Raw genomic sequence first — 25,282 nt, 5'->3', positions numbered from 1 at the left:
CCGAAGCCGAGCTGTATAGGTCGTTATACGCCAGCCGGGCCGAGGAAGGTCCCGCCGGTGGCGTCGACGACCTGCCCGGTGACCCACCGCGAGTCCGCCGAAGCGAGAAACGCGACCACGTCGGCGATGTCGGCCGTTTCCGCGACCCGTCCGAGCGCCGATGCGCCCGCCATCCCCGCGCGCATCCGCTCGTCAGCGAACATGTGCGCGGTCCGGTCGGTCGGCGTCGGGCCGGGGGCGACGCCGTTCACCGTGATCCCCCGCTGCCCGAGTTCCTGCGCCAGGCTGCGGGTGAACACGTCGAGCGCGCCCTTCGTCATGCTGTAGGCGAGCTCGAACGGCAACGCGATGCGCGTGTCCGCGGACGAGATGTTGACGATCCGGCCGCCGTCCCGCAGCACCGGCAGCAGGCGCTGCACCAAGAAAAACGGTGCCCGCACGTTCACCGCGAACACCCGGTCGAACTCCTCGGCCGTGGTCGCGGCGATCGAACCGGCGCCGGTCGCCGCGTTGTTGACCAGGATGTCCAGCGCGACCTCGCCGGCGCGGGCGCGCAACTCCGCCGACAGACGATCGACCAGCGTCTCCGCGTCCCCGTCGACCCCCAGTGTCGCCTGCACCGCGAACGCGCGCCCGCCTTCGGACTCAATAGCCGCGACGGTGTCCTTGGCCGCGGTCTCGTCGCTGCCGTAGTGCACAGCGACCAGCGCGCCGTCGTGCGCCAGCCGCTTCGCGATGGCCCGGCCGATGCCCTTGCCGCCGCCGGTGACCAGTGCGATCTTCTGCGTCATTTCTTGCTCCCCTTGAGTGTGAACTGCGATGTCCACACCTTCGGGGAGCGCGCTTACCGTCCGCGCACGAAGCGCTGACGGGTCCGGTCAGCGCTCAGCCAGGCTTCAGCCGGTACCAGACCTCCGGCCGCCCGACCTGCCCGTATCGCGGTTCGCGCTGGGCCAATCCGTTGTCCGCCAAGTACTCCAGATACCGCCGCGCGGTGACCCGGGACGCCCCGATCGCACTGGCCGCGCCCCCGGCGGACAGGCCTTCGCCGGCCCCGGCGAGGGCGTCGGTGATCGCGTCCAACGTCTCCGCGCTCATGCCCTTCGGCAGCGGCGCGGCCTCGGTGGTGCGCAGCGCGCCGAGCGCACGGTCGATCTCCGCCTGCCCGCTGACCTCGCCGGACGCCTCGCGGAACGACGCGTAACGCTCCAGCTTGTCCCGCAGCGACGCGAACGTGAACGGCTTCAGCAGGTACTGCACCACCCCGGCCGAGACCGCCGCCTTGACCAGGGCGAGGTCGCGCGCGGACGTCACCGCGATGACGTCGATCGGCAGCCCGGCCGCGCGCAGCGAACGGCAGACGGCGAGACCGTGCGTGTCCGGCAGGTAGAAGTCCAGCAGGACCAGGTCGACGGGTTCGCGCTCGCAGAACCGCAGCGCCTCGCCGCCGGAATGCACCACCCCGGCGACCGCGAAACCGGGCAGCCGCTCGACGTACAGCCGGTGCGCCTCGGCCGCCACCGGCTCGTCTTCCACCACCAGAACCCGGATCACGCCGGCTCCTCCTGCCTCGGCAGCCGCACGGTGAACACCGCGCCGCCGTCGCGTCCGACGTCGATGGCGCCGCCGTACCGCCGGACCGCCTGCGCGACCAGCGCCAGCCCGAGACCGTGCTCGTCCCCGGCCTTCGTCGACCAGCCCCGGCGGAACATCTCCCCCGCCGCCTCCTCCGGCACGCCCGGGCCGTTGTCCGCGACGCGCAGCAGCAGACCGTCCTCTCCGGACCGCGCGGTGACCACCACCGACGGCCGCGCGACGGATTCCCGCACCACCGCGTCGATTCCGTTGTCGATGAGGTTGCCGAGGATCGTCACCAGGTCCCGTCCGGCGACGCCGGGGCCGAGGTCGTCGATCATCGTGTCCGGCGTGATGGTGAGCTCCACGCCGCGTTCGCTCGCCTCCGCGGCCTTGCCGAGCAGCAACGCGGCCAGCACCGGTTCGGCGACCGCGCTCATCACGCGGTCGGTGAGTTCCTGTGCCAGCGCGAGTTCGGCGGTCGCGAACTCCACGGCGTCCTCGGGACGGCCGAGTTCCACCAGCGACACGACGGTGTGCAGCCGGTTCGCGGCCTCGTGGGCCTGCGAACGCAGTGCTTCGGCGAGGCTGCGCGCGGTGGTCAGCTCGCCGGTGAGCGTCTGAAGTTCGGTGTGGTCGCGCAGAATCACGACGGTCCCCTGCGCGCGTCCGCCGGAACTGACGAGCGTCGTGCTCACGACCAGCACCCGCGAATCCGTCAGGTGCAGTTCCTCGGTGCGGTTTTCCGGCGCGGTGAACGCCGCCGCCAGCTCGGGCGGCAGCCCCAGCTCGGCGAGCGGCCGCCCGACCGGGTCGCCGCTGAGCCCGAGCAACGTGCGGGCGCCGTCGTTGCACAGCCCGACCCGGCCGTCGCGGTCGACCAGCAGCACGCCTTCGCGGACCGAATGCAGCACCGCTTCGTGGTACTCGAAGAGGTTGCTCAGCTCAGCGGGAGCGACGCCGCGCGTCTGCCGTTTCAGCCGCGCGCTCACCAGCCAGCCCCCGCAGGCGCCCACGAGCAGTACTGCCGCCGCGACGCCGAGCAGCGGCCAGACGCGCTCCCGCAGCTCGGCCGAGATCGCCGCGATCGTGATGCCCACCGCGACGAGCGCGACCACCCGATGCCGCGAGTCGAACACCGGCACCACCACGCGCACCGACGGGCCGAGCGAACCGGTGTAGGTCTCCGACACCACGCCGCCCTGCTGCGCCGCTTCGATGTGCCCGAGGAACGGCTGGCCGATCAACGCCGGATTCGGGTGGGTGTAACGAATTCCTCGCGGCGACATGATCGTCACGAAGTCCACGCGCGTGTCCGCGAGCACCCGCTGCGCGTACGGCTGCAGCGTCGCGGCCGGGTCGGGCCCGGCCGCCGCGCGCGCGACGTCCGGCGCGTCGGCGACCGAACGGGCCACCGCGAGCGTCTGCTCCCCGGCCCGGTCGGTCGTCGTGCGCCGGGCGTCGAGATAGGCGATAGTGATCCCGCCGGAGACGAGCACGAGCAGGACCGCCAGCTGCAGCGCCAGCAGCTGACGGGCCAGGCTCCAGCGGCTCGTCCGGATCCGGGGGGTCGGGGGCACCCGCTCATACCAGCACACGCCCTCCTCCGGCGGCACTCCGGCGCCGCGGCCGGAAAGTCCACACCGGACTCCTCCCGCCGCGAACTCAATGAACACAACGGTGACGCCAGTCATATCCGCCCCGCATAGTGACCCGCGTTCCACCCCACCGAGCTGGAGGCAACGGTGCCGACACCGACCCCCGAGGCGGCCGCGCCCAAGCGCGACCGCACGCGTTACCTGTACCTGGCCGTGATCGCCGCCGTCGTGCTGGGCGTCGCGGTCGGCCTGCTCTGGCCGTCCGTCGGCAAGAGCCTCGCCCCGCTGGGCACCGGCTTCGTCAACCTGATCAAGATGATGATCTCGCCGATCATCTTCTGCACCATCGTGCTGGGCATCGGCTCGGTCGCGAAGGCGGCGAAGGTCGGCAAGGTCGGCGTCACCGCGCTGGTCTACTTCATCGTGATGTCGACGTTCGCGCTCGCGATCGGGCTCGTCGTCGGCAACCTGCTGCACCCGGGCAGCGGCCTGCACCTCAACCCGGCCGACGTGTCGAAGGTGCACCAGCAGGCCAAGGGCGAGGGCGGCGTCGACTTCCTGCTCGGCATCATCCCGAAGACGTTCGTGTCCGCGTTCACCGAGGGCCAGGTGCTGCAGACGCTGCTGGTGGCGCTGCTGGCCGGGTTCGCGCTGCAGAAGCTCGGCAAGCGCGGCGAGCCGATCCTGCGCGGCATCGAGCACATCCAGCGGCTGGTGTTCCGCATCCTGTCGATGATCATGTGGGCCGCCCCGGTGGGCGCGTTCGGCGCGATCGCCGCGGTGGTCGGCGCGACCGGCTGGGGCGCGCTGCGCAGCCTGCTGGTGATCATGCTCGGCTTCTACCTGACGTGCCTGGTGTTCGTGTTCGGCGTGCTCGGCGCGGTGCTGTGGCTCGGCGCGCGGGTCAACATCTTCAGCCTGCTGCGGTATCTCGGCCGCGAATTCCTGCTGATCCTCTCGACGTCCTCTTCGGAATCCGCGCTGCCGCGGCTGATCGCGAAGATGGAGCACCTCGGCGTCAGCAAGCCGGTCGTCGGCATCACGGTGCCCACCGGGTACTCGTTCAACCTCGACGGCACCGCGATCTACCTGACGATGGCGACGCTGTTCATCGCCACCGCGCAGGACCAGCCGCTCGCGCTCGGCGAGCAGATCACGTTGCTGCTGTTCATGATCATCGCGTCGAAGGGCGCGGCGGGCGTGAGCGGCGCCGGCATCGCGACGCTGGCCAGCGGCCTGCAGTCGCACCGGCCGGAACTCGTCGACGGCGTCGGCTTCATCCTCGGCATCGACCGGTTCATGTCCGAGGCCCGCGCGCTGACGAACTTCGCCGGCAACGCGGTCGCGACCGTCCTCATCGGATCGTGGATGAAGGAGTTCGACCGCGACCGCTCGCGGCAGGTGTTCGCCGGCCAGGCGCCGTTCGACGAAGCGACCCTGCTCGACGACAAACCGGCCGAACCCGCTCAGCCGGCCCCGGCGAGCGCCTGAAACGCGGTCCGGGCCCGGGTCCCTTCCCCTCGGGCGCGGACTGTTCCGGCGCCGCGGCCGTGCGCGTCCCCCGTGCGCACGGCCGCGGCGCCTTTCCAGTTCAGCAAGCGGTGCGGCCGTCGTAGCTCTGCCGCGAAACCGCGATCGCCTCGCGGTGCCGCTCCGCCCAGTCCACCAGCCCGGACAGCGAGTCGTACAGCTCGCGCGCCATTTCGGTGGCCTCGTACTCGACCCGCGGCGGCACAGTCGGGTAGACCGTGCGCGTGAGCAGGCCGTCGCGCTCCAGGTTCCGCAGGGTGAGCGTGAGCATGCGGCGGCTGATCCCCTGCACCGAGCGTTCGAGTTCGGTGAACCGCACCGGACCGCGCGTCGCCTCCAGCAGGATGCCGATCACCCACTTCCCGCTGATCCGGTTCACGACCTCCATCACCGTGCACACCGCGAATTTCGCCGGGTCGAAGTCCGTGGCCTCGCCGGTCACAGCGATGTTCCCCTGGGACATGAAAGTGCCTCCTTCCGCGCCGGTCCATGGTCACACATGATGGGCGCTGTAACAAGAGATGCCCTGGCTACGACCAGCGGAAACTCTCCCCAGTGCCGGTTATGGAGGACTTTGTCATGCCCGAAACCGCTCGGCATCGCGGCGCGGCGCTCGCCGTGCTGTCCGCCGCCTCGCTGATGGTGGTGCTGGACAGCTCGATCGTCGCGGTCGCCCTGCCGGTGATCCAGACCGACCTCGGGTTCAGCGCGCCCGGGCTGGCCTGGGTCGTCAACGCCTACCTCGTCGCGTTCGGCGGCCTGCTCCTGCTGTCCGGCCGCCTCGGCGACCTGGTCGGCCGGCGGCGGGTGTTCCTCGCCGGCCTCGTCGTCTTCACCGCGGCTTCGCTGGCCGCCGGGCTTTCGCCGAACGCCACCGCGCTGGTGGTCGCGCGGTTCGTCCAAGGCGTCGGCGGGGCCCTGGCGTCCGCGGTCGTGCTGGGCATGATCGTGACGCTCTATCCCGAGCCGCGCGCCCGCGTCCGCGCGATCGGCGTGTACAGCTTCACCCAGGCCGCGGGCGCTTCGATCGGCATGGTCGCGGGCGGCGCGCTCACCCAGGGCCTCGACTGGCACTGGACCTTCTACATCAACCTGCCGATCGGCGTCGCCGCGCTCGTCCTGACCCCGCTGGTGGTCGCGTCCGACCGCGGGCTCGGCCTGCGCACCGGCATCGACGTCCTGGGCGCGCTGCTGGTCACCGCCGGGGTGATGCTGCTGGTGCTGGGCATCGTGCAAGCCGGCGATGCCGGGTGGACCTTCCTCACCATCGCGACTCTGGTCGCCGCGGTCGGCCTGCTCGTGCTGTTCCTGCTGCGCCAGGCCCGGACGCGAACCCCGTTGCTGCCGCTGCGGTTGCTCCGGGTGCGCGCGATCAGCGGCGCCAACCTGACCATGGTCGTGATGGTCGCCGGGTTCCTGGGCTTCCAGTTCGTCACCGCGCTGTACCTGCAGCAGGTCCTCGGGTTCGACGCGCTCACCACCGGTTTCGCCTTCGTCCCGACGCCGGTCATGATCGCCGCGTTCTCGCTCGGCCTGGCCGACTGGCTGAACACCCGCTTCTCCCCGCGCGCGGTGCTGGTCGCCGGTCTGCTGACGGCGTCGGTCGCTTTCCTGTACCTGACCCAGGTCCAGACCTCGGGCGGCTACGCCCTGCACGTGCTGCCGTCGCTGATCCTGATGGGCGCCGGGGCCGGGACGGCCATCCCGGCGCTGATGGGCTTGGCGATGTCCGCCGCGACCCCCTCCGACTCCGGCGTCACGTCCGGCTTGATCACCACGACCCAGCAGGTCGGCGGCGCGCTCGGAACCGCCGTGCTGGCCACCGCCGCGGCGACCCGGACTGCCGAACTGCTGGGCGGAGGCGCTTCGGAAAAGGAGGCGCTGGCGTCGGGATTCCGGGTAGCTTACGGCTTCAGCGCCGGGCTGACCGCGCTCGCCGCGATCCTCGCCGCGGTGCTCCTGGGCCGCCGAGCCGCCGCTGCTCCGGCCGGCGCCGCCGCCGAACCGGTCGCATCCTGACCTGGTGCGTCGTGAGCGGCGATGCCGGTGAGAAGCGGCATCGCCGCTCACGAGTCCTCGGCGCTAAGCCGCTCGCCCGGTCGCCGCGAGGTAGCCGGTCAGCCCGTGGTGGCCCCGCCGCATCATCCACGCGTGATTGGCGCGGAAGAACGGCCGGGCCACCACGTCCAGCCTGCGCAGCAACGGTTTCCGCACCTGGACGTGCTGCGTGATCTCCAGCCGGGAGCCCCCGTCCTCGGCGTGGATCGCCCCGGCGAGCGTCCCGTCCAGATCGCCGCTCAGCCGGACCCGCACCCGCAGTCCCGCCGCGTCCTGCTGCTCCCGGTGCATCGCGACGACGATCCGGTACGGCAGCCGGGACCGGCAGACGATCCGGGCGGTGTCGTCGTCGACCTGGTGCACCGACTGGACGTCCGGCCACCACCGCGTATACGACTCCAGGTCGACGATCGCGTCGAACACCCGTCCCGGCACCGTCGGCAGCCACCAGTCGCTGCGGAACGAATACTCGGCTTCCCTCTTCTTCTCGAGGACCACTGCCGCCCCTCTCTCCCGATCAGCGGAACGCGCGCTTGTCGATCTTGACCGCCGTTTCCTAGGCTGGCCGCTCCTGGGGTACGCCGCCGCCTGAACTCCTCGAGGAGGCCTGCCGTGCCGATCATCGCCCGCACCGCCGTAGCCGCGCTGGCGGCCGCGACGCTCGTCGGCTGCGGGTCGTCCCCGCCCGCGCCCGCCTTCACCGCGACTCTCACCTCGCCCACGAACGTCGTCCTGCACTGGCCGCCGGATCCGGCCGCGGCGGGCTACCTCCTCGAATACGCGAACGCCGCCGACGGCCCGTGGACCGCGCTGCAGTACCTCCCGCCCGGCCAGACTTCTTACACCCACCCGAACCTGATCCCGGAAACGCCGTTCTACTACCGGATCCGGTCTTTCGCAGGCCCAGTGTCGGCGACCGTCACGCCGGGCACTGCTTCTCCGCCCGGCACCGCTGCCCCGCCGTCCGCCCCGGCCGATCTCACCGCGACGGCCGCTCCGGACCAGAGCCTGCACTTCGCCTGGACCGACCGTTCCGCCGACGAAGCCGGTTTCCTGCTGGAGATCCGCCGCCCGGGCGCCCCGGAGTTCGCCCCGGTCGAGGTGACCGATCCCAACGCGACGCAGTGTGCGCTGTCGCTTCTGCCCGGCGAACAAGGCTCGGCTTTCCGGGTCCGCGCCCTGTCCTACGGTCCGCTCTCCCCGGTCGTCGAACGCACCACCGGAAAGGACTGACCCTCCCGCCGCACAGCGAAAAGCCGCCCGGCACAGGGACGGACGGCTCTTCACGGCTCGGCTTCGAGCGGGTCAGGCGGGGTTCAGCACCTGCGCGAGGAACTCGCCGGTGTAGCTGCCCTCCGTGGCCGCCACCTGTTCCGGGGTGCCCTCGGCGATCACCATTCCGCCGCCGGAGCCGCCTTCCGGGCCCATGTCGATGATCCAGTCGGAGGTCTTGATCACGTCGAGGTTGTGCTCGATCACGATCACCGTGTTGCCCTTGTCCACCAGGCCGTTGATCACGCCGATCAGCTTGCTGATGTCCTCGAAGTGCAGGCCGGTGGTCGGCTCGTCGAGGATGTAGACGGTCTTGCCGGTGGAGCGCTTCTGCAGTTCGCTCGCCAGCTTGACGCGCTGCGCCTCGCCGCCGGACAGGGTCGGCGCGGGCTGGCCCAGCCGGACGTAGCCGAGGCCGACGTCGACGAGGGTCTGCAGGTGCCGGTGGATCGCCTTGATCGGCTCGAAGAACTCGGCCGCCTCCTCGATCGGCATGTCCAGCACGTCCGACACCGTCTTGCCCTTGTAGTGCACCTCGAGCGTTTCCCGGTTGTACCGGGCGCCCTTGCACACCTCGCACGGGACGTAGACGTCCGGCAGGAAGTTCATCTCGATCTTGATCGTGCCGTCGCCCGCGCACGCCTCGCAGCGGCCGCCCTTGACGTTGAACGAGAAGCGGCCCTGCTGGTAGCCGCGGACCTTCGCCTCGGTGGTGGCCGCGAACAGCTTGCGCACGTGGTCCCACACGCCGGTGTAGGTGGCCGGGTTGGACCGCGGCGTGCGGCCGATCGGCGACTGGTCGACGCGCACCAGCTTGTCGACGTTGCCGAGGCCGTTGACCCGGGTGTGCCTGCCCGGGACCTGGCGCGCGCCGTTGAGCTTGTTCGCCAGCACCTGCGCGAGGATGTCGTTGACCAGCGTCGACTTGCCGGACCCGGACACGCCGGTGATCGACACGAGGCAGCCGAGCGGGAACGACACGTCGATGCCGCGCAGGTTGTGCTCGCGCGCGCCCACCACGGTGAGCTGCCGCTTCTTGTCGACCGGCCGCCGGATCGCCGGCACCTCGATCCGCCGCCGCCCGGACAGGTACGCGCCGGTGATCGAGTCCTTGTTCTTCAGGATCTTCTTGTACGGGCCGCTGTGCACGATGTGCCCGCCGTGCTCGCCCGCGCCCGGGCCGATGTCGACCACCCAGTCGCTGGCCCGGATGGTGTCCTCGTCGTGCTCGACCACGATCAGCGTGTTGCCGAGGTTGCGCAGCCGGGTGAGCGTCTCGATCAGCCGGTGGTTGTCGCGCTGGTGCAGGCCGATCGACGGCTCGTCCAGCACGTACAGCACGCCCACGAGACCGGAGCCGATCTGCGTCGCCAGCCGGATGCGCTGCGCCTCGCCGCCGGACAGGGTGCCGGACGCGCGGTCGAGCGACAGGTAGTTGAGGCCGACGTCGAGCAGGAAGCGCAGCCGCGCCTGGATTTCCTTCAGCACCGCGCCGGCGATCATCGCCTCGCGCGGGCCGAGGACCAGCTCGTCGAGGAACTCCGAGGCCTCCGCGATGGACAGCGCGCAGACCTCGGCGATCGACCGGTCGCCCTGCGTCGCGTGCTCCAGGGTGACCGCGAGGATCTCCGGCTTGAGCCGCGTGCCCTGGCAGGCCGGGCACGGCACCTCGCGCATGTAGCCCTCGTACCGCTCGCGCATGTACTCCGAGTCGGTCTGCTCGAGGCGCCGCTCCAGGAACGGGATGACGCCCTCGAAGGCCGCGTAGTACGAGCGCTGCCTGCCGTACCGGTTGCGGTAGCGGACGTGCACCTGCTCGTCGACGCCGTGCAGCACCGCCTTCTGCACCCGGGCGGGCAGCCGCCGCCACGGCGTGTCCATCCGGAACCCGACCGCCTCCGACAGCGATTCCAGCAGCCGCAGGAAGTAGTCGGCGCTCTGCCCGCCCGCCCACGGGGCGATGGCCCCCTCGGCGAGCGACAGCTCGTCGTCGGGCACCACCAGTTCCGGGTCGACCTCCTTGCGGATGCCGATGCCGGTGCACTCGGGGCACGCGCCGTAGGGCGAGTTGAACGAGAACGACCGGGGCTCGAGGTCCTCGATCGCCAGCGGGTGGCCGTTGGGGCAGGCCAGGTTCTCGGAGAAGCCGCGCACGCGGTGCGGGTCGTTCTCGTCGAGGTCGACGAAGTCGAGTTCGACCAGGCCGTCGGCCAGCCGCAGCGCGGTCTCCACCGAGTCGGTGAGCCGCTGCCGGGCGCTGGTCTTGACCGTGAGCCGGTCGATCACCACGCCGATCTGGTGCTTTTCCTGTTTCTTCAGCTTCGGCGGGTCGGTGAGCGGGTGCACCGTGCCGTCGACGACCACGCGCGCGTAGCCCTGCTGCTGCAGGTTCTGGAACAGGTCGAGGTACTCGCCCTTGCGCCCGCGCACGACCGGCGCGAGCACCTGGAACTTCGTGCCCTCGGGCATCTCCAGCACCTGGTCGACGATCTGCTGCGGGGTCTGCTTGCTGATCGCCTCGCCGCACTTGGGGCAGTGCGCCTTGCCCGCGCGGGCGTAGAGCAGCCGCAGGTAGTCGTAGACCTCGGTGATGGTGCCGACGGTCGAGCGCGGGTTGCGCGACGTCGACTTCTGGTCGATCGACACCGCGGGCGAGAGGCCCTCGATGAAGTCGACGTCCGGCTTGTCCATCTGCCCGAGGAACTGCCGCGCGTACGCCGACAGCGACTCCACGTACCGCCGCTGCCCCTCGGCGAAGATCGTGTCGAAGGCCAGGCTCGACTTGCCCGACCCGGACAGGCCGGTGAACACGATCATGCTGTCGCGGGGCAGATCGAGATCCACGCCGCGGAGGTTGTGCTCGCGCGCTCCGCGAACAACGAGGCGATCAGCCACGCCTTCGTTCCTTCCGTCGTTCTGCTCGGTGGCCCGCCGGGAGATCCGGTGCCGGCGGACGTGCCCAGGGTAGGGACGACCACCGACAAAAACCGGACCGCACGCGTTCTGCCTGGGCTTTTCCGCTCTCCGGGGGCCGGGGGAAGCGGCCCGCGGCGGGGTCGCCGGACGCTGTCGGAGGCCCCGCGCGGCAGAGCGGACGCGCGGGCTTGGCCCGGTTCCACGATACAGGTCGGCGAAGACCGCCCGGCCCGGGTGCACGCCCCCGGGAACCGGCGCGGGGCAGGGCCTTCCGGCGGTTTCGCGGAAAGTGTCACCCCCTGCCGATACGTTCGGGGCCGTGGCGAGCGACGAAGCCGGAGCAGTGCGGATCTACGCGGCGAGGAAGGGCGGCGACACCCCGGGGCCGGGCGGCTGGTCCGCGCTGCTGGCCTACGGAGGGCATCGGAAAACCCTCACCGGCGGGTCCCCGGACACGACCGCGGGCAGCATGGCCCTGACGGCGGCGATCGAAGCGCTCGAAAGCCTGAAACGGCCGGTCCGCGTGCACCTTTACAGCGACAGTGACCATCTCCGCGCCGCGCTGGAGGGCCGGTCGTCCGACGCCCTCCTCCCCCGGCTTCGAGCCTGTGCCGCGCGCCACGAAATCTCCTGGCGCGAGGATCCGGCCGCCCGCGCCCAGCTCGCCGAACTGGCCGGCCTCGCGGCGGCGGCGCGCCCCACCGGACGCCCGCCCGCGCCGCCGGAGGACGACGAATGCCGCCACGGCATGACGAAGGCCTACTGCGCCGACTGCAGGCAACTCGACGCGGGCGTGCTGCGGACCGGCTACCGCACGGCAGGCGGCAGCGCGTACCACAACGACGCCGACTGCTACTGGCTGCGCAGGGGCCAGCAGAGGCAGGAGCGGATGGGGCGGAACACCCACGAGATCGTCCGGATCGCCTGGGCGTCGGTGCTCCCGGGGGAACTCGCACCGTGCGAGCACTGCTGCACGCCGGAGTGGCTGCAGCGGAACCGGCGCGGGTGAGGGGTGAGCGATCCGCATGAGGCACCGGAACCCGCACCAGGCGAGCACTGCTGCACGACAGAACGGCTACAACCGGAACCAGCACTGCCGGGAACTCGATCGCGCTGCATGACCCACCGCACCCGGTCCCACGCGAACACCGCCGCACGACAGAACGACCGCAACCGGAACCTGCACGCCCGACCCGCCACCCGCCCGCACAACCCACCACACCCAGCCGAACCCGCACCATACGAGCACCGCTGCACAAAAAGCGGCGGCAACCGAACCAGCACGGCCGACTCGTCACCGCCCGGCATCACCCACCGGACCCGGCCGAACTCGCACCGCGCGAACACCGCCACCCGATACACAATCGCACCCGAACCAGCACGCCTGACGCCTCAACCTCCCCACGCCCAGTCGAACCCGCACCACGCGAACACCGCCACCCGACACAACGACCGCAACCCGAACCAGCGCGCCCGACGCCTCAACCTCCCCGCGCCCAGTCGACCCCGCACCACGCGAACACCGCTGCCCGACCGAGTGGCCGCAACCGAATCGCAGCGGCCGAGAACTCAACCGCTCTGCATCACACACCGCACCCGATCGAACCTGCCCGCCGCGAGGTCGTCCCCGCGGATCAGCCAGTACAGGACGCCGACGTCGCCCCACGTGAGGCCGGCGTCGCCGTCGCTGTCGATCTGGGCGAGCAGGGTCCAGCGCAGCGCTTCGTCGGCGAGGTCGGACTCGCTCGCGTCGTCCGGCAGGACCGCCGCGGCGACCTCGTCCTCCGGCGGTCCCTGGACCGGCCACGAACAGCCGCCGATCTGGTGGTACGGCGCGGCCGACGACTCCCGGAGCCGGTCGAAGAACTCCTCGGACCAGTTGTCCGGGTCGGAGAGCGGGAGCCCGTCGCGCGCGAGCGTGCGGCGCAGCACCTCCTGCTGCGAGTTCGGGAACGTGCCGGTGATCTCCCCGGACACCTCCACCCGCGGATAGGCCTCGACCCCTTCCGGCGCGGCCCGTTCCGCGGTCTCGGCTCCGGCCGGGATGAAAACGACCCCGCCGAGAGAGGTCAGGTCGACCGGGCCCTGCGCCTTGAACCAGTCGTCGCAGTAGAAGAACAGCAGCGAACCCGACGCAGGCAGCTCGATCCCGCCGGGCACCCGGGGCAGCGCCGCGCAGTCGACGGACGCGACGAAGTTCATCGGCAGCTCGTCCCGCCAGACTGGCCACTCCGCGTCCGCGGGCAGCGCGGGATCGCCGCCGAGACAGCCGACGCGCGCGCCGTTCCCGCCGGTGGTCAGCCGCACGGCGGGCCGGAACAGGGTTTCCCACGCCTCGGCCACGTCCGGCGGAAGGTTCTCGCGCGCCAGCTCGGCGAGCGGGTCGATCCAAGAGGTCATGGGGAGATCTTGACAGCAAGCACCGACAGAAACGGCCGCATGGGCGACGCGCGGGTGATCCGGCTACGGTGGGGACTCGTGAACATCGCCGACACGTACACCGGACACGTCGAACCGGGCGGCGACGCCGCCCGCCGGACGCTGGACGGCCTCACCATCACCAAGCTCTCCGTTGGCCCGATGGACAACAACGCGTACCTGCTCGTGTGCCGCGAGGAGAACGAAGCTCTGCTGATCGACGCGGCCAACGACCCGGAACGCATCTCGGACCTGATCGGCCACGGCCCCGACCGGCCCGCGCTGCGCACCGTCGTGACGACCCACCAGCACCCCGACCACTGGCAGGCGCTCGGCGCGGTGGCCGGAGCGAACGGCGCGAACACCGCGGCGCACCCGCTGGACGCGGAACCGCTGCCGATCCCCCCGGATTTCCTGGTCGAGCACGGAGACACCCTGAAGGTCGGCGCGGTGACCCTGGAAGTGATCCACCTGCGCGGCCACACGCCGGGGTCGATCGCGCTGCTGTACCGGGACCCGAACGGCCACGGGCATTTGTTCACCGGGGATTCGCTGTTCCCCGGCGGGGTCGGGAAGACTTCTTCGCCGGAGGACTTCACGTCGCTGCTGAACGACGTCGAGAAGCGGATTTTCGACGAACTGCCGGACGACACGTGGTTCTACCCGGGCCACGGGGACGATTCGACGCTGGGAGAGCAGCGGCCGCACCTGGCCGAGTGGCGCGAACGCGGCTGGTGAGCTGACGGGGCCGCCGCCGGGCGGCCCCGTTTTTCCGCGGCGGAGGACCCATTCCCCGGCTCGTCGGGCGATGCCGGACACGTCTTGGACACGGCGGATCTCCGAGCCTGAAACAGCGGCATGATCAAGCACCCGCTGCTCGCCCCCGGATCGTCGCGGTCGAAGAGCGTGTCGCTGCCGAGGATTTCCTCGACACCGCACACCGTCTCGAAGTCTTCGAGGGCGACCGGACCGAGGTCGGGCTCATGCGTGCGCGCCATTCGGCTCATCTTGAGCGGCGTCTTCGACCGCCGCTCTCGCCTCAAAATCGTGCTCGGCCACCTCAACGCAGAACGCGTCTTCAGCCTTCAGTGACAGCGGGCGCGGCGCTGCCGATGTGCTCGCCCGTATTCGAGTGACCATGGAACATTCGCGTCGATGAAAAGCCGCCTTTCCGGACCGGCTGGCGCGGTAAGCTGCGTTCCCAGTCGAGGCGGGAAGATGGGGGCAGTTCGCGCCGATGAGCCCTATTGTCCAGCAACTGCTGACGCTGACCGCTGTGCTCTTGGGTGCCGCAGCCTCGTTCACTGCGACAACGCTGGTCGAACGCAGCAAATGGCGACGCCAGTACTCGACGCGATGGGACGACAAACGGCTCAGCGCTTACGCCGAGTACGCAACCGCGTTGAAGTCATGCGCTCAGTTGTCCTACCGCATCGCCGCCGCCCGCGGCTACCCGGCGGGTGCCTTGCCGGTCGATCTCGAAGAGGGGTTGGCCGCCCTCGCCGACGCCGAGAACGAGCGCGCGATCAAGTGGGAGACCGTGCTGCTCCTCGGTTCGCCGGCCGCGGTCGACGCCGGACGCCGCTGGCACGAGGCCGTCTGGAAGCTCAGCTGGGTCGCCCGCGGCAAAGCGATGAGCCACGAGGACTTCATCGGGCTCTACGAGATCATCGGCGCCAAACGGGACGAGTTCTATGTGCACGCCCGCGCTGACCTGGACGTGCGCAGCGGCCGCCTCCCGCGGCCCGATCGCGACTGGCTGCCGCCCGCGGACCGAGACCTCCGAGGATGACTGCTCTGGTACCGCCTGCCGACCGGAAGACGGCGAAATCCCAAGCCGCCGACGGAATTCGGCCACAACTGCGCGCGGAGCGTGGCCCGGCCGGTCTCCGGCGAGAAGCATGCTCGGCGATGACCATCCGGCGCGCCGGGAAACCGTCCGGTGCGCTGGCCAGCAAGGGATCGACGTGGGCCCCCGGCCGGGTCCGGCCGGGCGCTCGCCAAGTGCCGCAGCCGCTCCTGGCCGGGGACAGCGCAGACCCGGTCAGGCGACCGCAGAACCTCACTGCCTCTCGTAAGGAATCTTCTCCCCCGCCTCTACCGCGAACGGCAGGCGATTCCCCTCCGGCGGCAGCGGGCACGTAGCGAAATCCGTGAACGCGCACGGCAGATTCACCGCCCGGTTGAAGTCCAGCGTCACGGTCCCGTCCGCATCCGCTTCGGCGACCGGCAGGGAACGGTTCGCCGCATAAGTAGTCACGCCGCTCGTCGCGTCGGTGAAGAGAATGCTGTACCCGCCGGCCTTCCCGTTGAACGCTGTGAGCGCGTACTCGACCCCATCGCGCTCGAACACGATCCGGCCCGGCGCGGTGTAGACATGCGACAGCCCTTCCACCACCGCACCCACGGTCGTCGGGCGCGGTTCGTCGAAGGGCTCGAAGCGGCCCGTCAGCACCCATGCCGGGTCTGGTTCGTACGCGGGGACACCGTGGAAGTCGTTCAGCACCGGGGCTTTCGGGTCGTGCACGCGGATCAAGTACCCCGACCGGCGCGCCACCTCGATCTCCACCGAGCCGGCCGTCACCCGGGTGCCCGCGCCGCTGTTCACCAGCTCGAACCGGTGGACATCCGTCAGCAAAGCGCCTTCGTGCCGCAACTCCCCGCCGGCGGGGTCGACGTACGCGGCTTCGGCGTCCTGCCACCATCGGCCGGGCAGGCCGGGGTAGGTCCGCGGCGCGTCCTCGAGCCAGTCGAGCGACACCAGCGCCAGCCAGCCGTACGGATCGGCCAGCGTCTTCTCCCGCTCCGCCTTCCAGTCCTGCCACGCCTGCGCGAACTCCACTGCCATGTCCGGGCCCCTTCCGTTCGTGTGCAGGGCACAACACCGTCCCCGGCCCGGCATTCCGGCTCCCAGCACGTGAGAACGGTAAGGTCGCCCGGGTGGCGGAGCAGACGGAACAAGCGGTGGAGATCTACACCGACGGCGCGTGCAGCGGCAATCCCGGACCGGGCGGCTGGGGCGCGCTCCTGCGCTACGGCAAGCACGAGCGCGAGCTGTACGGAGCCGAGGACACCGTCACCACCAACAACCGCATGGAGCTGATGGCTCCGATCCGCGCGCTGGAAAGCCTCACCCGCGCGTCGGTCGTGCGGATCTACACCGACAGCACGTACGTCCGCAACGGCATCCTCCAGTGGATGCCGCGCTGGAAGAAGAACGGCTGGCAGACGCAGGCGAAGCAGCCGGTCAAGAACGCCGACCTCTGGCAGCGCCTCGACACCGCCTGCCGGCAGCACGAGGTCGAATGGCTGTGGGTCAAGGGCCACGCCGGGCTTCCGGAGAACGAGCGCGCGGACAAGCTCGCGGTGAAGGGAGCGCAGGAAGCCGCCGCGGCCGGGGTGCGCCGGGCTCGCGGCTGAACCTCGTCGACGCAGCGCCGCCTCGACAGCGCCGCCACCGACAAAAAAATTAGTCTTGACAAGAAGAACCTTCGGCAGGCAAGCTCGGCAGCACCAAGAGAGACCCGAGAGGACAAGCCATGCCGAAGTTCACCACCGTCGCCGAGTACGTCGCCGCGCAGCCCGAAGCGCTCCGCGAGGTCTACTCCGCTCTCCTGCCCGCGCTCGACGCCGCGATGCCGGCGCCGGCCGCGCTCTACCACGGCGCGCCCACCTGGAAAGCGGGCAAAAACCCGATCTGCCTCGCGAAGGCGTACAGCTCGTACGTGACCCTTGCGTTCTGGCGCGGCCAGCTGATCGGCGACGGCCTCGAACCCAGCGCCCGCGAGATGGCGCACGTGAAGCTGCGGAGCGCCGAAGACGTCGACACCGAGCAGATCGCCGCCTGGGTGGGGCAGGCTCTCGCGCTGGAGACAGAATCAGCGGCGTGACCAACCCCTGCCCGTGCGGGCTGCCCGAGCCCTACGCCGACTGCTGCGGCCGGTTCCACCGCGGCGACCAGCACGCCCCGACGGCCGAGCGGCTGATGCGGTCGCGTTACTGCGCGTTCGCGGTCGGCGAGCCCGAATACCTGCTCGAAACCTGGCATCCGGACACCCGCCCGAAGCGGCTGAAACTCGATCCCGCCCAGGAGTGGACCCGGCTGGAGATCCTCGGCCGGACCGGCGGCTCGCTGCTGCAGAACGAGGGCACCGTCGAGTTCCGCGCGCACTACCGCTGCCAGGGCCGCACCGATTCGCAGCACGAGAACAGCCGGTTCGTCCGCGAGGGCGGGCGCTGGTACTACGTCGACGCCCTCGGCTAGGAACCCCAGGGGAAAATCGGGCGAAAAGACCCCGCCGAGGTCTGTTCCCGGACGCTCCGGGCGGCTACCATCACCGGCAATCGTTAAGGAACTTTACTAACAATCGCCGCCGCCAGGAGCCCGAGGAGGACCGCTCGTGACCCCACGCCGGCCAAGAATGCCCGGACGGCTGTTAGCAGTCGCCGCCCTGACCGCCGCGCTGATCCCCGGTGTCGCCGGGGCCGCTTCGGCCGGGCCGGAACCCGGGCAGGCCGCGATCCCCGGCTATCTGATCCAGTCCTCGGCCAAGGTGTCCGACGACGCCTCGGTGTCGAAGCCCGGCTTCGACGCCAAGGGCTGGTACCCGGTCGGCTCGCAGTCCACGGTGTACGCCGGGCTGCTCGCCAACGGCCGCTACTCCGACCCGTTCTACTCCACGAACATGAAGAACGTGCCGACCGCGGACTTCAAGGTCCCGTGGTGGTACCGCGCCGACATCAAGGTCGCCGACCCCTCGCAGCGCACCTACCTGGACATCAGCGGCGTGCTGTCCAAGGCCGACATCTGGGTCAACGGCACCCGCGTCGCGACCAAGGACGAGGTCAACGGCCCCTACACCCGGCACGACCTCGACGTGACCAAGCAGGTGCACGGGGGCGTCAACAGCGTCGCGTTCAAGGTCTACCCGAACGACCCGAACAACGACCTGTCGATGGGCTGGATCGACTGGGCGCAGACCCCGCCGGACCAGAACATGGGGCTCGCCCGCGAGGTCGTCGTCCGGCACAGCGGGCCGGTCGCGCTCCGCGGCGCGCACGTGGTCACGAAGCTGAACGTGCCCGCGCTCGACCACGCCGACCTCACCGCCAAGGCCGACGTCCGCAACGACTCCGACGCGCCGGTCCGCGCCAAGGTGTCCGGCACCGTCGCGGGACGGCCGGTGAGCCAGGACGTTTCCCTTGCCGCGCACGAGAAGAAGACCGTCGCCTTCCCGGTCGTCGGCGTCGACAAGCCGCAGGTCTGGTGGCCCGCCGGCATGGGCGGCCAGCCGATGCAGCAGCTGGACCTGACCGCGACCGTCGGCGGGACCGCCTCCGACGCGAGCCACTCCAGCTTCGGCATCCGCGACGTCAAGGCTCCGCTCAACCCCAGCGGCGGACGGCAGTACATCGTCAACGGCAAGCCGCTGATGATCAAGGGCGGCGGCTGGTCCCCCGACCTGCTGCTGCGCTGGGACGCGGGCCGGGCGGCGGACAAGCTCGCCTACGTCAAGAACCTCGGCCTCAACACGGTGCGCCTCGAAGGCCACATCGAGCCCGACGCGTTCTTCGACCTCGCCGACCGGATGGGCGTGCTGACCATGCCCGGCTGGGAATGCTGCGACAAGTGGGAAGGCCAGGTCAACGGCGACGAGAAGGGCGAGCCGTGGACCGAGGCGGACTACCCGGTCGCCAAGGCGTCGATGACCGCCGAGGCCGAGCGGCTGCGCGACCACCCGAGCGTGCTGTCGTTCCACATCGGCAGCGACTTCGCGCCCAACGCGCGGATCGAAAAGGGCTACCTCGACGCGCTGTCCGCGGCGGACTGGCCGGCGGCGGTGATCTCCGCGGCCTCGGCCAAGGCGTCGCCGAAGCTCGGCCCGTCCGGGATGAAGATGAACGGCCCGTACGACTACGTCCCGCCGAACTACTGGTACGACAAGGCGCACAAGGACGCGGGCGGCGCGTGGAACTTCAACTCCGAGACCAGCGCCGGGCCGGACATCCCGACGATGGACACGCTCAAGCGGATGATGACGCCCGCCGAGCTGGAAACGCTCTGGAAGAACCCGTCCGCGCCGCAGTACCACCGCTCGGAATCGGAGACCTTCGCGAACCTGAAGCTCTTCGGCGACGCGCTGGCCGGCCGCTACGGCAAGCCGACGAGCCTGGAGGATTTCGTCCGCAAGGCGCAGCTGGCGCAGTACGAGAACGTCCGCGCGGAGTTCGAATCGCACTCGCGCAACTTCACCGATTCGAAGGACCCGTCGACCGGGCTCATCTACTGGATGCTCAACAGCGGCTGGACCTCGCTGCACTGGCAGCTGTTCGACGCCTACCTCGACCAGAACGGCTCCTACTTCGGGGCCAAGAAGGCGAACGAGCCGCTGCACATCCAGTACTCGTACGACACCAAGTCGGCTGAGGTGGTCAACTCCACCACGAAGAAGGCGTCCGGGCTGACCGCCACCGTCGAGCTGTTCAACACCGACGGCACGAAGAAGTTCTCGAAGACCAAGAAGGACCTCTCGGTCAACGGCGGCGGCGCGCACGCGAAGGCGCTCGACATCGGTTCGGTCAGCGGGCTTTCGTCGACCTACCTGGCCAAGCTGGTGCTCGCCGATTCGGCGGGCAAGGAGGTCAGCCGGAACGTGTACTGGCTGTCCACCAAGGACGACAAGCTCGACTGGAGCAAGTCGGACTGGTACTACACGCCGACGTCGTCGTACGCGGACCTCTCCGGGCTGTCGAAGCTCGGCGCGGCGAAGGTGGCCACCACGGCGACCTCCGCACCGGGTCCGGACGGCACGACGGTGACCACGGTGAAGCTCACCAACACCTCGTCGGGCAAGACCCCGGCGTTCATGGTGGACACCCACGTGGTCGACAGCGCGGGCGCGCCGGTCCTCCCGGTGACCTGGTCGGACAACCAGGTCAGCCTGTGGCCGGGCGAATCGGTGACGCTCACCGCCGCCTACCGCACGGCCGACCTGCACGGCTCGGCTCCGTCGGTGCGGGTCGCGGGCTGGAACACCGGCACGCAGACCGTCCGCGGCTAGGGACTCGTGAGCGGCAATCCCGGTTCTAACCGGGATTGCCGCTCACGACCCCCACAACCTCCGCTGCTCCGCATCCGGATCCGACACCGTCGCGCTCACGTCGTCGAACACCCGCGTCACCCGGTCCCGCGGCGCATACGCCGCCCAGCCCGGATCGCCGGTCGCCACGAACCGGACCCACGTCGCGAACATCTCCTTCGCCATCGCCCGCAGCCGCTCCGGATCAGGCCGGGCGAGCGCGAACAGAAAACGCCAATGCGGATTGCCGACGTCGTCGAACACGAACGGCAGGTCCACCGTGTGCGCCGCGCCGAGGCCTTTCCCGCGCGGCGCGATCCGCCAGTCCAGCCGGTACATCCACGCGGTTCCGCCCGCCGCGTGCTGGGATTCCGCGAGCCGGATCGAAGGCAGCCACCAGTCCCCCGCCGTGCGGACGCGGTTCACCAGCTGGTCCTCCGGCCAGTCCGGCAGCAGTTCCCGGTACGCCTCGGTCATCCGGGCGATGTCCTCCGGTTCGAGCATGGTCGAGCCGGTGCCGAGCAGTTTCGCGCCGCCGGTTTGCAGCCAGGAGAACAGGTCCTGCTCGTCGGCCGTGGTGCCGGCAAGGATCCGCACCTCGCGCGCCGCACCGTCCGCGACCGCTTCGCCGGGCCGCCGCGGCAGGAGGTCTCCGCCGACCACCACCCGGTACGTCACGAGCGAGCCGAGCTGAGCCGTGACTCGTTGCTGCGCGGCCAAAATCTCCGTGACCGGCAACGTCCGCAGATCTCTGTCGCCCAGCTCAGCCAGCACCGCCTCGCCGACAGCTTCCGCTTCCGCGGGCGTGTGCACGACGGAGCCGACGCCGGTGCCGCTCTGCACGATCGCCTGGTTGAACAGCCCGCGCGCCGCCGGAACCGCCAGCAGCGTCCCCACCGTGCGGCCGCCGTTGGACTGCCCGGCGAGCGTCACGCGCCGGGGGTCGCCGCCGAACGCGGCCACGTTGTCGCGGACCCATTCCAGAGCCAGCACTTGGTCCTGCAGCGAGAGATTCCCGTCGGAAACCCCGGGCAGCCGGAGCAAGCCGAGCACCCCGAGCCGGTACCCGACGGTCACCACGACCACGCCGCTGCGGGCGTACGCGGACGCGTCGAACTGGTGCGGCGCGCCCATTACCCCGCCGCCGCCGTGGATCCAGACCAGCACCGGGTACGAGCCGGGCGCTTCGGGCGCGTACACGTTGACGTACAAGCAGTCCTCGTCGCCGACGAAGCGTTTCCCGGTCACGTCGGGCTGCGGAGCTTTGGCCGCGAACTCCGTCGCGTCGCGCACCCCGGTCCAGGGCGCCACCGGCACCGGCGGCCGGAACCGCAGCTCCCCCACCGGCGGCTCCGCGAACGGCACCCCCAGGAAAACGCCGGCTCCGTCCCGCACTTCGCCGCGGACGGCACCGGCCCGCGTCTCCACCGTCGTCACGAGCGCAGCCTAGCGCCGGTCCCCGCGCGTGCTCCGAGGCCGCGGGTGATGATTGTGCCGTGGAAATCGCAGCGGAATTGGTAGCGCTCGTCCTGACGGTCCTCCTGGTGACCGTCGTCGCGCGCCGGATGGACTGGTCGGCGCCGCTGTGCCTGGTCGCGGTCGGCGTCGGGGTCTCGTTCGTTCCCGGGGTGCCGCAGTACGAACTGGACCCGGAGATCGTCCTCGTCGGACTGCTGCCGCCGCTGCTGTACTCGGCGTCGATCCAGACGTCGCTGGTCGCGTTCCGCAAGCTGCGCGGGCCGATCGCGCTGCTGTCGGTCGGGCTCGTGGTGTTCACCGCGTTCGGCGTCGGGCTGGTCGCCTGGCTGGTCGTGCCCGGATTGCCGCTGGCGGCCGGGATCGCGCTGGGCGCGGTCGTCGCGCCGCCGGACGCGGTGGCGGCGAGCGTGGTCGCGCGACGGGTCGGGATGCCGCGCAAGCTCGTCCGGCTGCTGGAAGGCGAGAGCCTGTTCAACGACGCCGCCGCCCTCGTCGCACTGCGGACCGCGATCGCGGCGATCGCCGGCGCGGTCAGCCTCTGGCAGGTCGGTCTCGACTTCCTGCTCGCGGCCGCCGGCGGGATCGTCGTGGGCTTCGTCGTCGGCCTGATCGTGACGTACGTGCGCGCGAAGCTGGAAGACACGCTCACCGACACCGCGCTGTCGTTCGCGGTTCCCTTCGCGGCCTATCTGCTCGCTGAAGCGGTGCACGGATCCGGCGTGCTGGCCGTGGTCGTCACCGGGCTGATCCAGGGGCATCAGACGCCGCGGATCCAGTCCGGTCCGTCGCGGCTGGCGAGCAGGCTGAACTGGGAGACCGTCCAGTTCCTGCTGGAGAACATGGTCTTCCTGCTGATCGGCCTGCAGGTGCGGCGAATCCTGCACGAGGTCGGCAAGAGCGGGCTGTCGCTGTGGCAGCTCGTGGGGATCTGCGCGGCGGTGCTCGCCGCGACCATCCTCACGCGGATGCTCTGGATGGCCGGCATCGGCGTGGTGAAACGCGTCTTGAACGGACTGGGCCTCCAGCACGGCAAGGTGTGGCCGTGGCAGTATTCGGCGGTGATCGCGTGGGCCGGGATGCGCGGCGTGGTCACGCTCGCCGCGGCGTTCGTGCTGCCCGCGGACACGCCGCAGCGAGCGGTGCTCGTGCTGGCCGCGGTGGTCGTGGTGGCCGGGACGCTCGTGGTGCAGGGCATGACGTTGCCGCCGTTGATCCGGCGGCTCCGGCTGCCGCGTCCGGACCCGGCGGAGGACGCGCTGCAGGAAGCCGCCGTGCTGCACGACATGACCCGCGCCGCGCTCACGAAGCTGGAGGAATTGCGCCGTCCGGAGGACCCGCCCGAGGTGATCGACCGGCTGCGCGACCGGTTGCAAGGCCGGTCCGACGCCGCGTGGGAACAGCTCGGGCGGCAGAGCACGCTCGCGGAAACCCCGAGCGACGCCTACCGTCGGCTTCGCGTCCAGCTCCTGGAAGCCGAACGCGAAGTCTTCCTGAAGGCCCGCGACCGCGGCACGGCCGACGACGCCGTGCTGCGCCGGGTACTGGCCCGGCTCGACATCGAAGAATCCATGCTCGATCGCGACGAGGAGGAACCCCCGGTGGCCGAACGCGAACTCAGCACCCCCGCCGCCACGGCCGGGTCCTGCAAGCACCTCAGCCACGAATGGCCGGACAAGCAGCCCAGCTCCCCGGATTCCTGCGCCGAATGCGTCGAAGCCGGGATGACCTGGGTGCACCTGCGGAAGTGCCTCAAGTGCGGGCACGTCGCCTGCTGCGACTCGTCGCCGGGCAAGCACGCCACGCAGCACTTCCACGAAACCCTGCACCCGGTGATGCGCAGCTTCGAGCCGGGCGAGACGTGGCGATGGTGCTTCGTGGACAAGCAACTCGGTTGAGCCGACCGGTTAGGGTCGGGGCATGAGCACGCCCGAACAGGAAGTCGAGTACCGCCAGCACCGCTTCAGCCCGCCCGCGGGCGCCACCGAGATTTTCCTGGTGCGCCACGGGGAATCGATGCCGCAACGGCTCAGCGAGCCGTTCGACCTCGTCGACGGCCAGGCCGACCCGGACCTCGCGCCGGAAGGCCGCGACCACGCCGTGCGCGTAGGCGAACGGCTGGCCTCGGAACGCATCGACGCGCTGTACGTGACCACGTTGCGGCGCACCGCGCAGACCGCGGCGCCGCTGGCGGAAAAGCTCGGCCTCACCCCGTCCGTCGAGCCGGATCTGCGCGAAATCCACCTAGGCGAATGGGAAAACGGGCTGTTCCGCAAGCACACCGCCGAGGGGCATCCGCTGGCGCGGAAGCTGTGGGAAGAGCAGCGGTGGGACGTCCTGCCCGGCGCGGAATCCGACGAGGCGTTCGGGCTGCGGATCCGGGCCGCGCTCACGCGGATCGCCGCGGCGCACCCGGACCAGCGAGTCGCGGTCTTCACCCACGGCGGCGTGATCGGCGAGGTGTTCGCGCAGGCGAGCCGCGCGCTCGAGCGGTTCGCGTTCCTGGGCGCGGACAACGGATCGATCTCGCACCTCGTGGTGCACGGCGACAACTGGCTGATCCGCGGCTTCAACGACCGGTCTCACCTGGCGGCCCCGCTCGGCTGAGCCGGCTCGTCGCGGCGGAGCGCCCCCGCCGCGACGAGTTCCACCGTCACCAGCACCGCGCTCGCTTCCGCGGCCAGCAGCCCGATCAGCACCAGCACCTGCGTCGTACCGGCTTGAAGCGGGCTCGCCCCGCCCAGCAGGACGCCGACGTACGCGCCCGGCAACGTCACCAGGCCGACCGTCCGGGTCTGGTCGAGAACCGGGATGAGCGCGTGCCCCGCCGACGGACGGCAGATCTCCAGCGCGGCCTGCCTCGGCAGAAACCCCAGCGCCAGCGCGGCTTCGTACTCGCCGCGCCGTTGCTTGAGCTCGTCGAGCGCACGACGGGCGGCCTGCGAGGTCGCGGTCATCGCACCGCCGATCACGATCCCCGCGACCGGCACGATCGAGATCGGCTTCGCCGGGACCACGCCGGAACCGAGCACGAGCCCCAGCACCGGAAGGACGCCGGCCGCCAGCGACAGCGCGACCCACCCGACCCGCTTCGGCGCCCCGATCCGGCTGGCGGACGTCGCGGCGGCGATGGAGAACATCGCGAGGACGAACAGGCCGGTCAGCCAGCCAGACCGCAGGATGACCGTGATGACCAGCGAGACAAGCGCGAGCTGCGCGACGGCACGGACGGCCGCGACGAGCACCGCCCGCCCCTGCCCCAGCTGCCCGAACCGGACGACGGCCGCACCCGCGAACGCCAGCACCACGAGCACGGCGATCAGCGCGGGCCCGAATCCGATGGCACCGTTCACGGGGGTG

At 70.7% G+C, this 25,282-nt stretch carries 22 protein-coding genes; 12 read left to right on the top strand and 10 right to left on the bottom strand.

Annotation, left to right across the window (positions count from 1 at the left end; all coding sequences use genetic code 11):
- Positions 1-23 precede the first annotated feature (23 nt).
- From F9C11_RS24580 to F9C11_RS24570, 3 genes are all read right to left on the bottom strand, one after another.
- Positions 24-791 (bottom strand): SDR family oxidoreductase, encoded by a 768-nt coding sequence (locus F9C11_RS24580; protein ID WP_409179716.1) that lies wholly within the window; start codon positions 789-791, stop codon positions 24-26.
- Between the two features lie 94 nt (positions 792-885).
- Positions 886-1,554, bottom strand: coding sequence for a response regulator (locus F9C11_RS24575; protein ID WP_409179715.1), 669 nt, complete (start codon positions 1,552-1,554; stop codon positions 886-888).
- Positions 1,551-3,155, bottom strand: a complete 1,605-nt coding sequence (locus tag F9C11_RS24570; protein WP_409179714.1) for an ATP-binding protein — start codon at positions 3,153-3,155, stop codon at positions 1,551-1,553. Before F9C11_RS24570 ends, F9C11_RS24575 begins: the two co-directional genes overlap by 4 nt.
- Positions 3,156-3,320: 165 nt before the next feature.
- Here F9C11_RS24570 and F9C11_RS24565 point away from each other — a divergent pair, with 165 nt between their 5' ends.
- Positions 3,321-4,664, top strand: a complete 1,344-nt coding sequence (locus F9C11_RS24565) for a cation:dicarboxylate symporter family transporter (RefSeq protein WP_409179713.1) — start codon at positions 3,321-3,323, stop codon at positions 4,662-4,664.
- 100 nt (positions 4,665-4,764) lie between these two features.
- Here the strand turns inward: F9C11_RS24565 and F9C11_RS24560 are convergent, their stop codons facing one another.
- The gene (locus tag F9C11_RS24560; RefSeq protein ID WP_409179712.1) at positions 4,765-5,166 is read right to left on the bottom strand and encodes a winged helix-turn-helix transcriptional regulator; all 402 of its coding nucleotides are present in this window, start codon (positions 5,164-5,166) and stop codon (positions 4,765-4,767) included.
- 116 nt (positions 5,167-5,282) lie between these two features.
- Here F9C11_RS24560 and F9C11_RS24555 point away from each other — a divergent pair, with 116 nt between their 5' ends.
- Positions 5,283-6,722 carry a DHA2 family efflux MFS transporter permease subunit gene (locus F9C11_RS24555; protein WP_409179711.1) on the top strand — a complete coding sequence of 480 codons (1,440 nt, stop codon included), beginning with the start codon at positions 5,283-5,285 and terminating at the stop codon, positions 6,720-6,722.
- 63 nt (positions 6,723-6,785) lie between these two features.
- Here the strand turns inward: F9C11_RS24555 and F9C11_RS24550 are convergent, their stop codons facing one another.
- Complete coding sequence (locus tag F9C11_RS24550; protein WP_409179710.1) at positions 6,786-7,259, bottom strand: SRPBCC family protein; 474 nt, start codon at positions 7,257-7,259, stop codon at positions 6,786-6,788.
- Between the two features lie 114 nt (positions 7,260-7,373).
- On the opposite strand from F9C11_RS24550, the gene F9C11_RS24545 reads away from it, so the two are divergent.
- A complete protein-coding gene (locus tag F9C11_RS24545) occupies positions 7,374-7,994 on the top strand; it encodes a fibronectin type III domain-containing protein (RefSeq protein WP_409179709.1) in 621 nt (206 codons plus the stop codon).
- Between the two features lie 72 nt (positions 7,995-8,066).
- Here F9C11_RS24545 and uvrA read toward each other — a convergent pair whose 3' ends face one another.
- Positions 8,067-10,928 carry an excinuclease ABC subunit UvrA gene (gene uvrA / locus F9C11_RS24540; RefSeq protein ID WP_409179708.1) on the bottom strand — a complete coding sequence of 954 codons (2,862 nt, stop codon included), beginning with the start codon at positions 10,926-10,928 and terminating at the stop codon, positions 8,067-8,069.
- 340 nt (positions 10,929-11,268) lie between these two features.
- Between uvrA and F9C11_RS24535 the strand changes: the two genes are divergently transcribed.
- Entirely contained in the window at positions 11,269-11,958 is a 690-nt protein-coding gene (locus tag F9C11_RS24535) for an RNase H family protein (RefSeq protein WP_409179707.1), read from the top strand.
- A 560-nt stretch (positions 11,959-12,518) separates the two neighbouring features.
- On the opposite strand, the gene F9C11_RS24530 is transcribed toward F9C11_RS24535, so the two are convergent.
- Positions 12,519-13,349, bottom strand: coding sequence for a YwqG family protein (locus F9C11_RS24530; RefSeq protein WP_409179706.1), 831 nt, complete (start codon positions 13,347-13,349; stop codon positions 12,519-12,521).
- Between the two features lie 78 nt (positions 13,350-13,427).
- Here F9C11_RS24530 and F9C11_RS24525 point away from each other — a divergent pair, with 78 nt between their 5' ends.
- The gene (locus tag F9C11_RS24525; RefSeq protein WP_409179705.1) at positions 13,428-14,105 is read left to right on the top strand and encodes an MBL fold metallo-hydrolase; all 678 of its coding nucleotides are present in this window, start codon (positions 13,428-13,430) and stop codon (positions 14,103-14,105) included.
- A 499-nt stretch (positions 14,106-14,604) separates the two neighbouring features.
- Entirely contained in the window at positions 14,605-15,159 is a 555-nt protein-coding gene (locus tag F9C11_RS24520) for a hypothetical protein (RefSeq protein ID WP_409179704.1), read from the top strand.
- A 270-nt stretch (positions 15,160-15,429) separates the two neighbouring features.
- Here the strand turns inward: F9C11_RS24520 and F9C11_RS24515 are convergent, their stop codons facing one another.
- Positions 15,430-16,215, bottom strand: coding sequence for a DUF1684 domain-containing protein (locus F9C11_RS24515; protein ID WP_409179703.1), 786 nt, complete (start codon positions 16,213-16,215; stop codon positions 15,430-15,432).
- 92 nt (positions 16,216-16,307) lie between these two features.
- Between F9C11_RS24515 and rnhA the strand changes: the two genes are divergently transcribed.
- The 4 genes from rnhA (at position 16,308) to F9C11_RS24495 (ending at position 20,428) form a co-directional block, all read left to right on the top strand.
- Positions 16,308-16,787 (top strand): ribonuclease HI, encoded by a 480-nt coding sequence (rnhA, locus tag F9C11_RS24510; protein WP_409179702.1) that lies wholly within the window; start codon positions 16,308-16,310, stop codon positions 16,785-16,787.
- A gap of 119 nt (positions 16,788-16,906) precedes the next feature.
- On the top strand, positions 16,907-17,257 hold the full coding sequence (locus F9C11_RS24505) for a DUF1801 domain-containing protein (protein ID WP_409179701.1): 351 nt from the start codon (positions 16,907-16,909) through the stop codon (positions 17,255-17,257).
- A complete protein-coding gene (locus F9C11_RS24500) occupies positions 17,254-17,631 on the top strand; it encodes a YchJ family protein (protein WP_409179700.1) in 378 nt (125 codons plus the stop codon). Before F9C11_RS24505 ends, F9C11_RS24500 begins: the two co-directional genes overlap by 4 nt.
- A 157-nt stretch (positions 17,632-17,788) precedes the next feature.
- Complete coding sequence (locus F9C11_RS24495; RefSeq protein ID WP_409186967.1) at positions 17,789-20,428, top strand: glycosyl hydrolase 2 galactose-binding domain-containing protein; 2,640 nt, start codon at positions 17,789-17,791, stop codon at positions 20,426-20,428.
- A gap of 42 nt (positions 20,429-20,470) precedes the next feature.
- On the opposite strand, the gene F9C11_RS24490 is transcribed toward F9C11_RS24495, so the two are convergent.
- Positions 20,471-21,883, bottom strand: coding sequence for a carboxylesterase/lipase family protein (locus tag F9C11_RS24490; protein WP_409179699.1), 1,413 nt, complete (start codon positions 21,881-21,883; stop codon positions 20,471-20,473).
- 59 nt (positions 21,884-21,942) lie between these two features.
- Between F9C11_RS24490 and F9C11_RS24485 the strand changes: the two genes are divergently transcribed.
- Together F9C11_RS24485 and F9C11_RS24480 are read left to right on the top strand one after the other, a co-directional pair.
- Positions 21,943-23,820: a Na+/H+ antiporter gene (locus F9C11_RS24485; RefSeq protein WP_409179698.1), complete on the top strand. Its 1,878-nt coding sequence runs from the start codon at positions 21,943-21,945 to the stop codon at positions 23,818-23,820.
- Between the two features lie 22 nt (positions 23,821-23,842).
- On the top strand, positions 23,843-24,529 hold the full coding sequence (locus F9C11_RS24480; protein ID WP_409179697.1) for a histidine phosphatase family protein: 687 nt from the start codon (positions 23,843-23,845) through the stop codon (positions 24,527-24,529).
- On the opposite strand, the gene F9C11_RS24475 is transcribed toward F9C11_RS24480, so the two are convergent.
- Positions 24,505-25,275 carry an ABC transporter permease gene (locus F9C11_RS24475; protein WP_409179696.1) on the bottom strand — a complete coding sequence of 257 codons (771 nt, stop codon included), beginning with the start codon at positions 25,273-25,275 and terminating at the stop codon, positions 24,505-24,507. The genes F9C11_RS24480 and F9C11_RS24475 overlap by 25 nt on opposite strands.
- Positions 25,276-25,282 lie beyond the last annotated feature (7 nt).

The organism is Amycolatopsis sp. VS8301801F10, from assembly GCF_046195355.1.
In the GTDB taxonomy this organism is placed as follows: Bacteria; Actinomycetota; Actinomycetes; order Mycobacteriales; family Pseudonocardiaceae; genus Amycolatopsis.
The sequence above is the reverse complement of the archived record's forward strand: the minus strand, read 5'-3'. Positions and strand labels throughout refer to the sequence as shown.

Bases quoted from the DNA above. Each gene is read 5' to 3' on its own strand.
- F9C11_RS24580 (WP_409179716.1), bottom strand. From the start codon at position 791: ATGACGCAGAAGATCGCACTGGTCACCGGCGGCGGCAAGGGCATCGGC.
- F9C11_RS24560 (WP_409179712.1), bottom strand. From the start codon at position 5,166: ATGTCCCAGGGGAACATCGCTGTGACCGGCGAGGCCACGGACTTCGAC.
- F9C11_RS24555 (WP_409179711.1), top strand. From the start codon at position 5,283: ATGCCCGAAACCGCTCGGCATCGCGGCGCGGCGCTCGCCGTGCTGTCC.
- F9C11_RS24530 (WP_409179706.1), bottom strand. From the start codon at position 13,349: ATGACCTCTTGGATCGACCCGCTCGCCGAGCTGGCGCGCGAGAACCTT.
- F9C11_RS24520 (WP_409179704.1), top strand. From the start codon at position 14,605: ATGAGCCCTATTGTCCAGCAACTGCTGACGCTGACCGCTGTGCTCTTG.
- F9C11_RS24515 (WP_409179703.1), bottom strand. From the start codon at position 16,215: ATGGCAGTGGAGTTCGCGCAGGCGTGGCAGGACTGGAAGGCGGAGCGG.
- F9C11_RS24505 (WP_409179701.1), top strand. From the start codon at position 16,907: ATGCCGAAGTTCACCACCGTCGCCGAGTACGTCGCCGCGCAGCCCGAA.
- F9C11_RS24495 (WP_409186967.1), top strand. From the start codon at position 17,789: ATGCCCGGACGGCTGTTAGCAGTCGCCGCCCTGACCGCCGCGCTGATC.
- F9C11_RS24480 (WP_409179697.1), top strand. From the start codon at position 23,843: ATGAGCACGCCCGAACAGGAAGTCGAGTACCGCCAGCACCGCTTCAGC.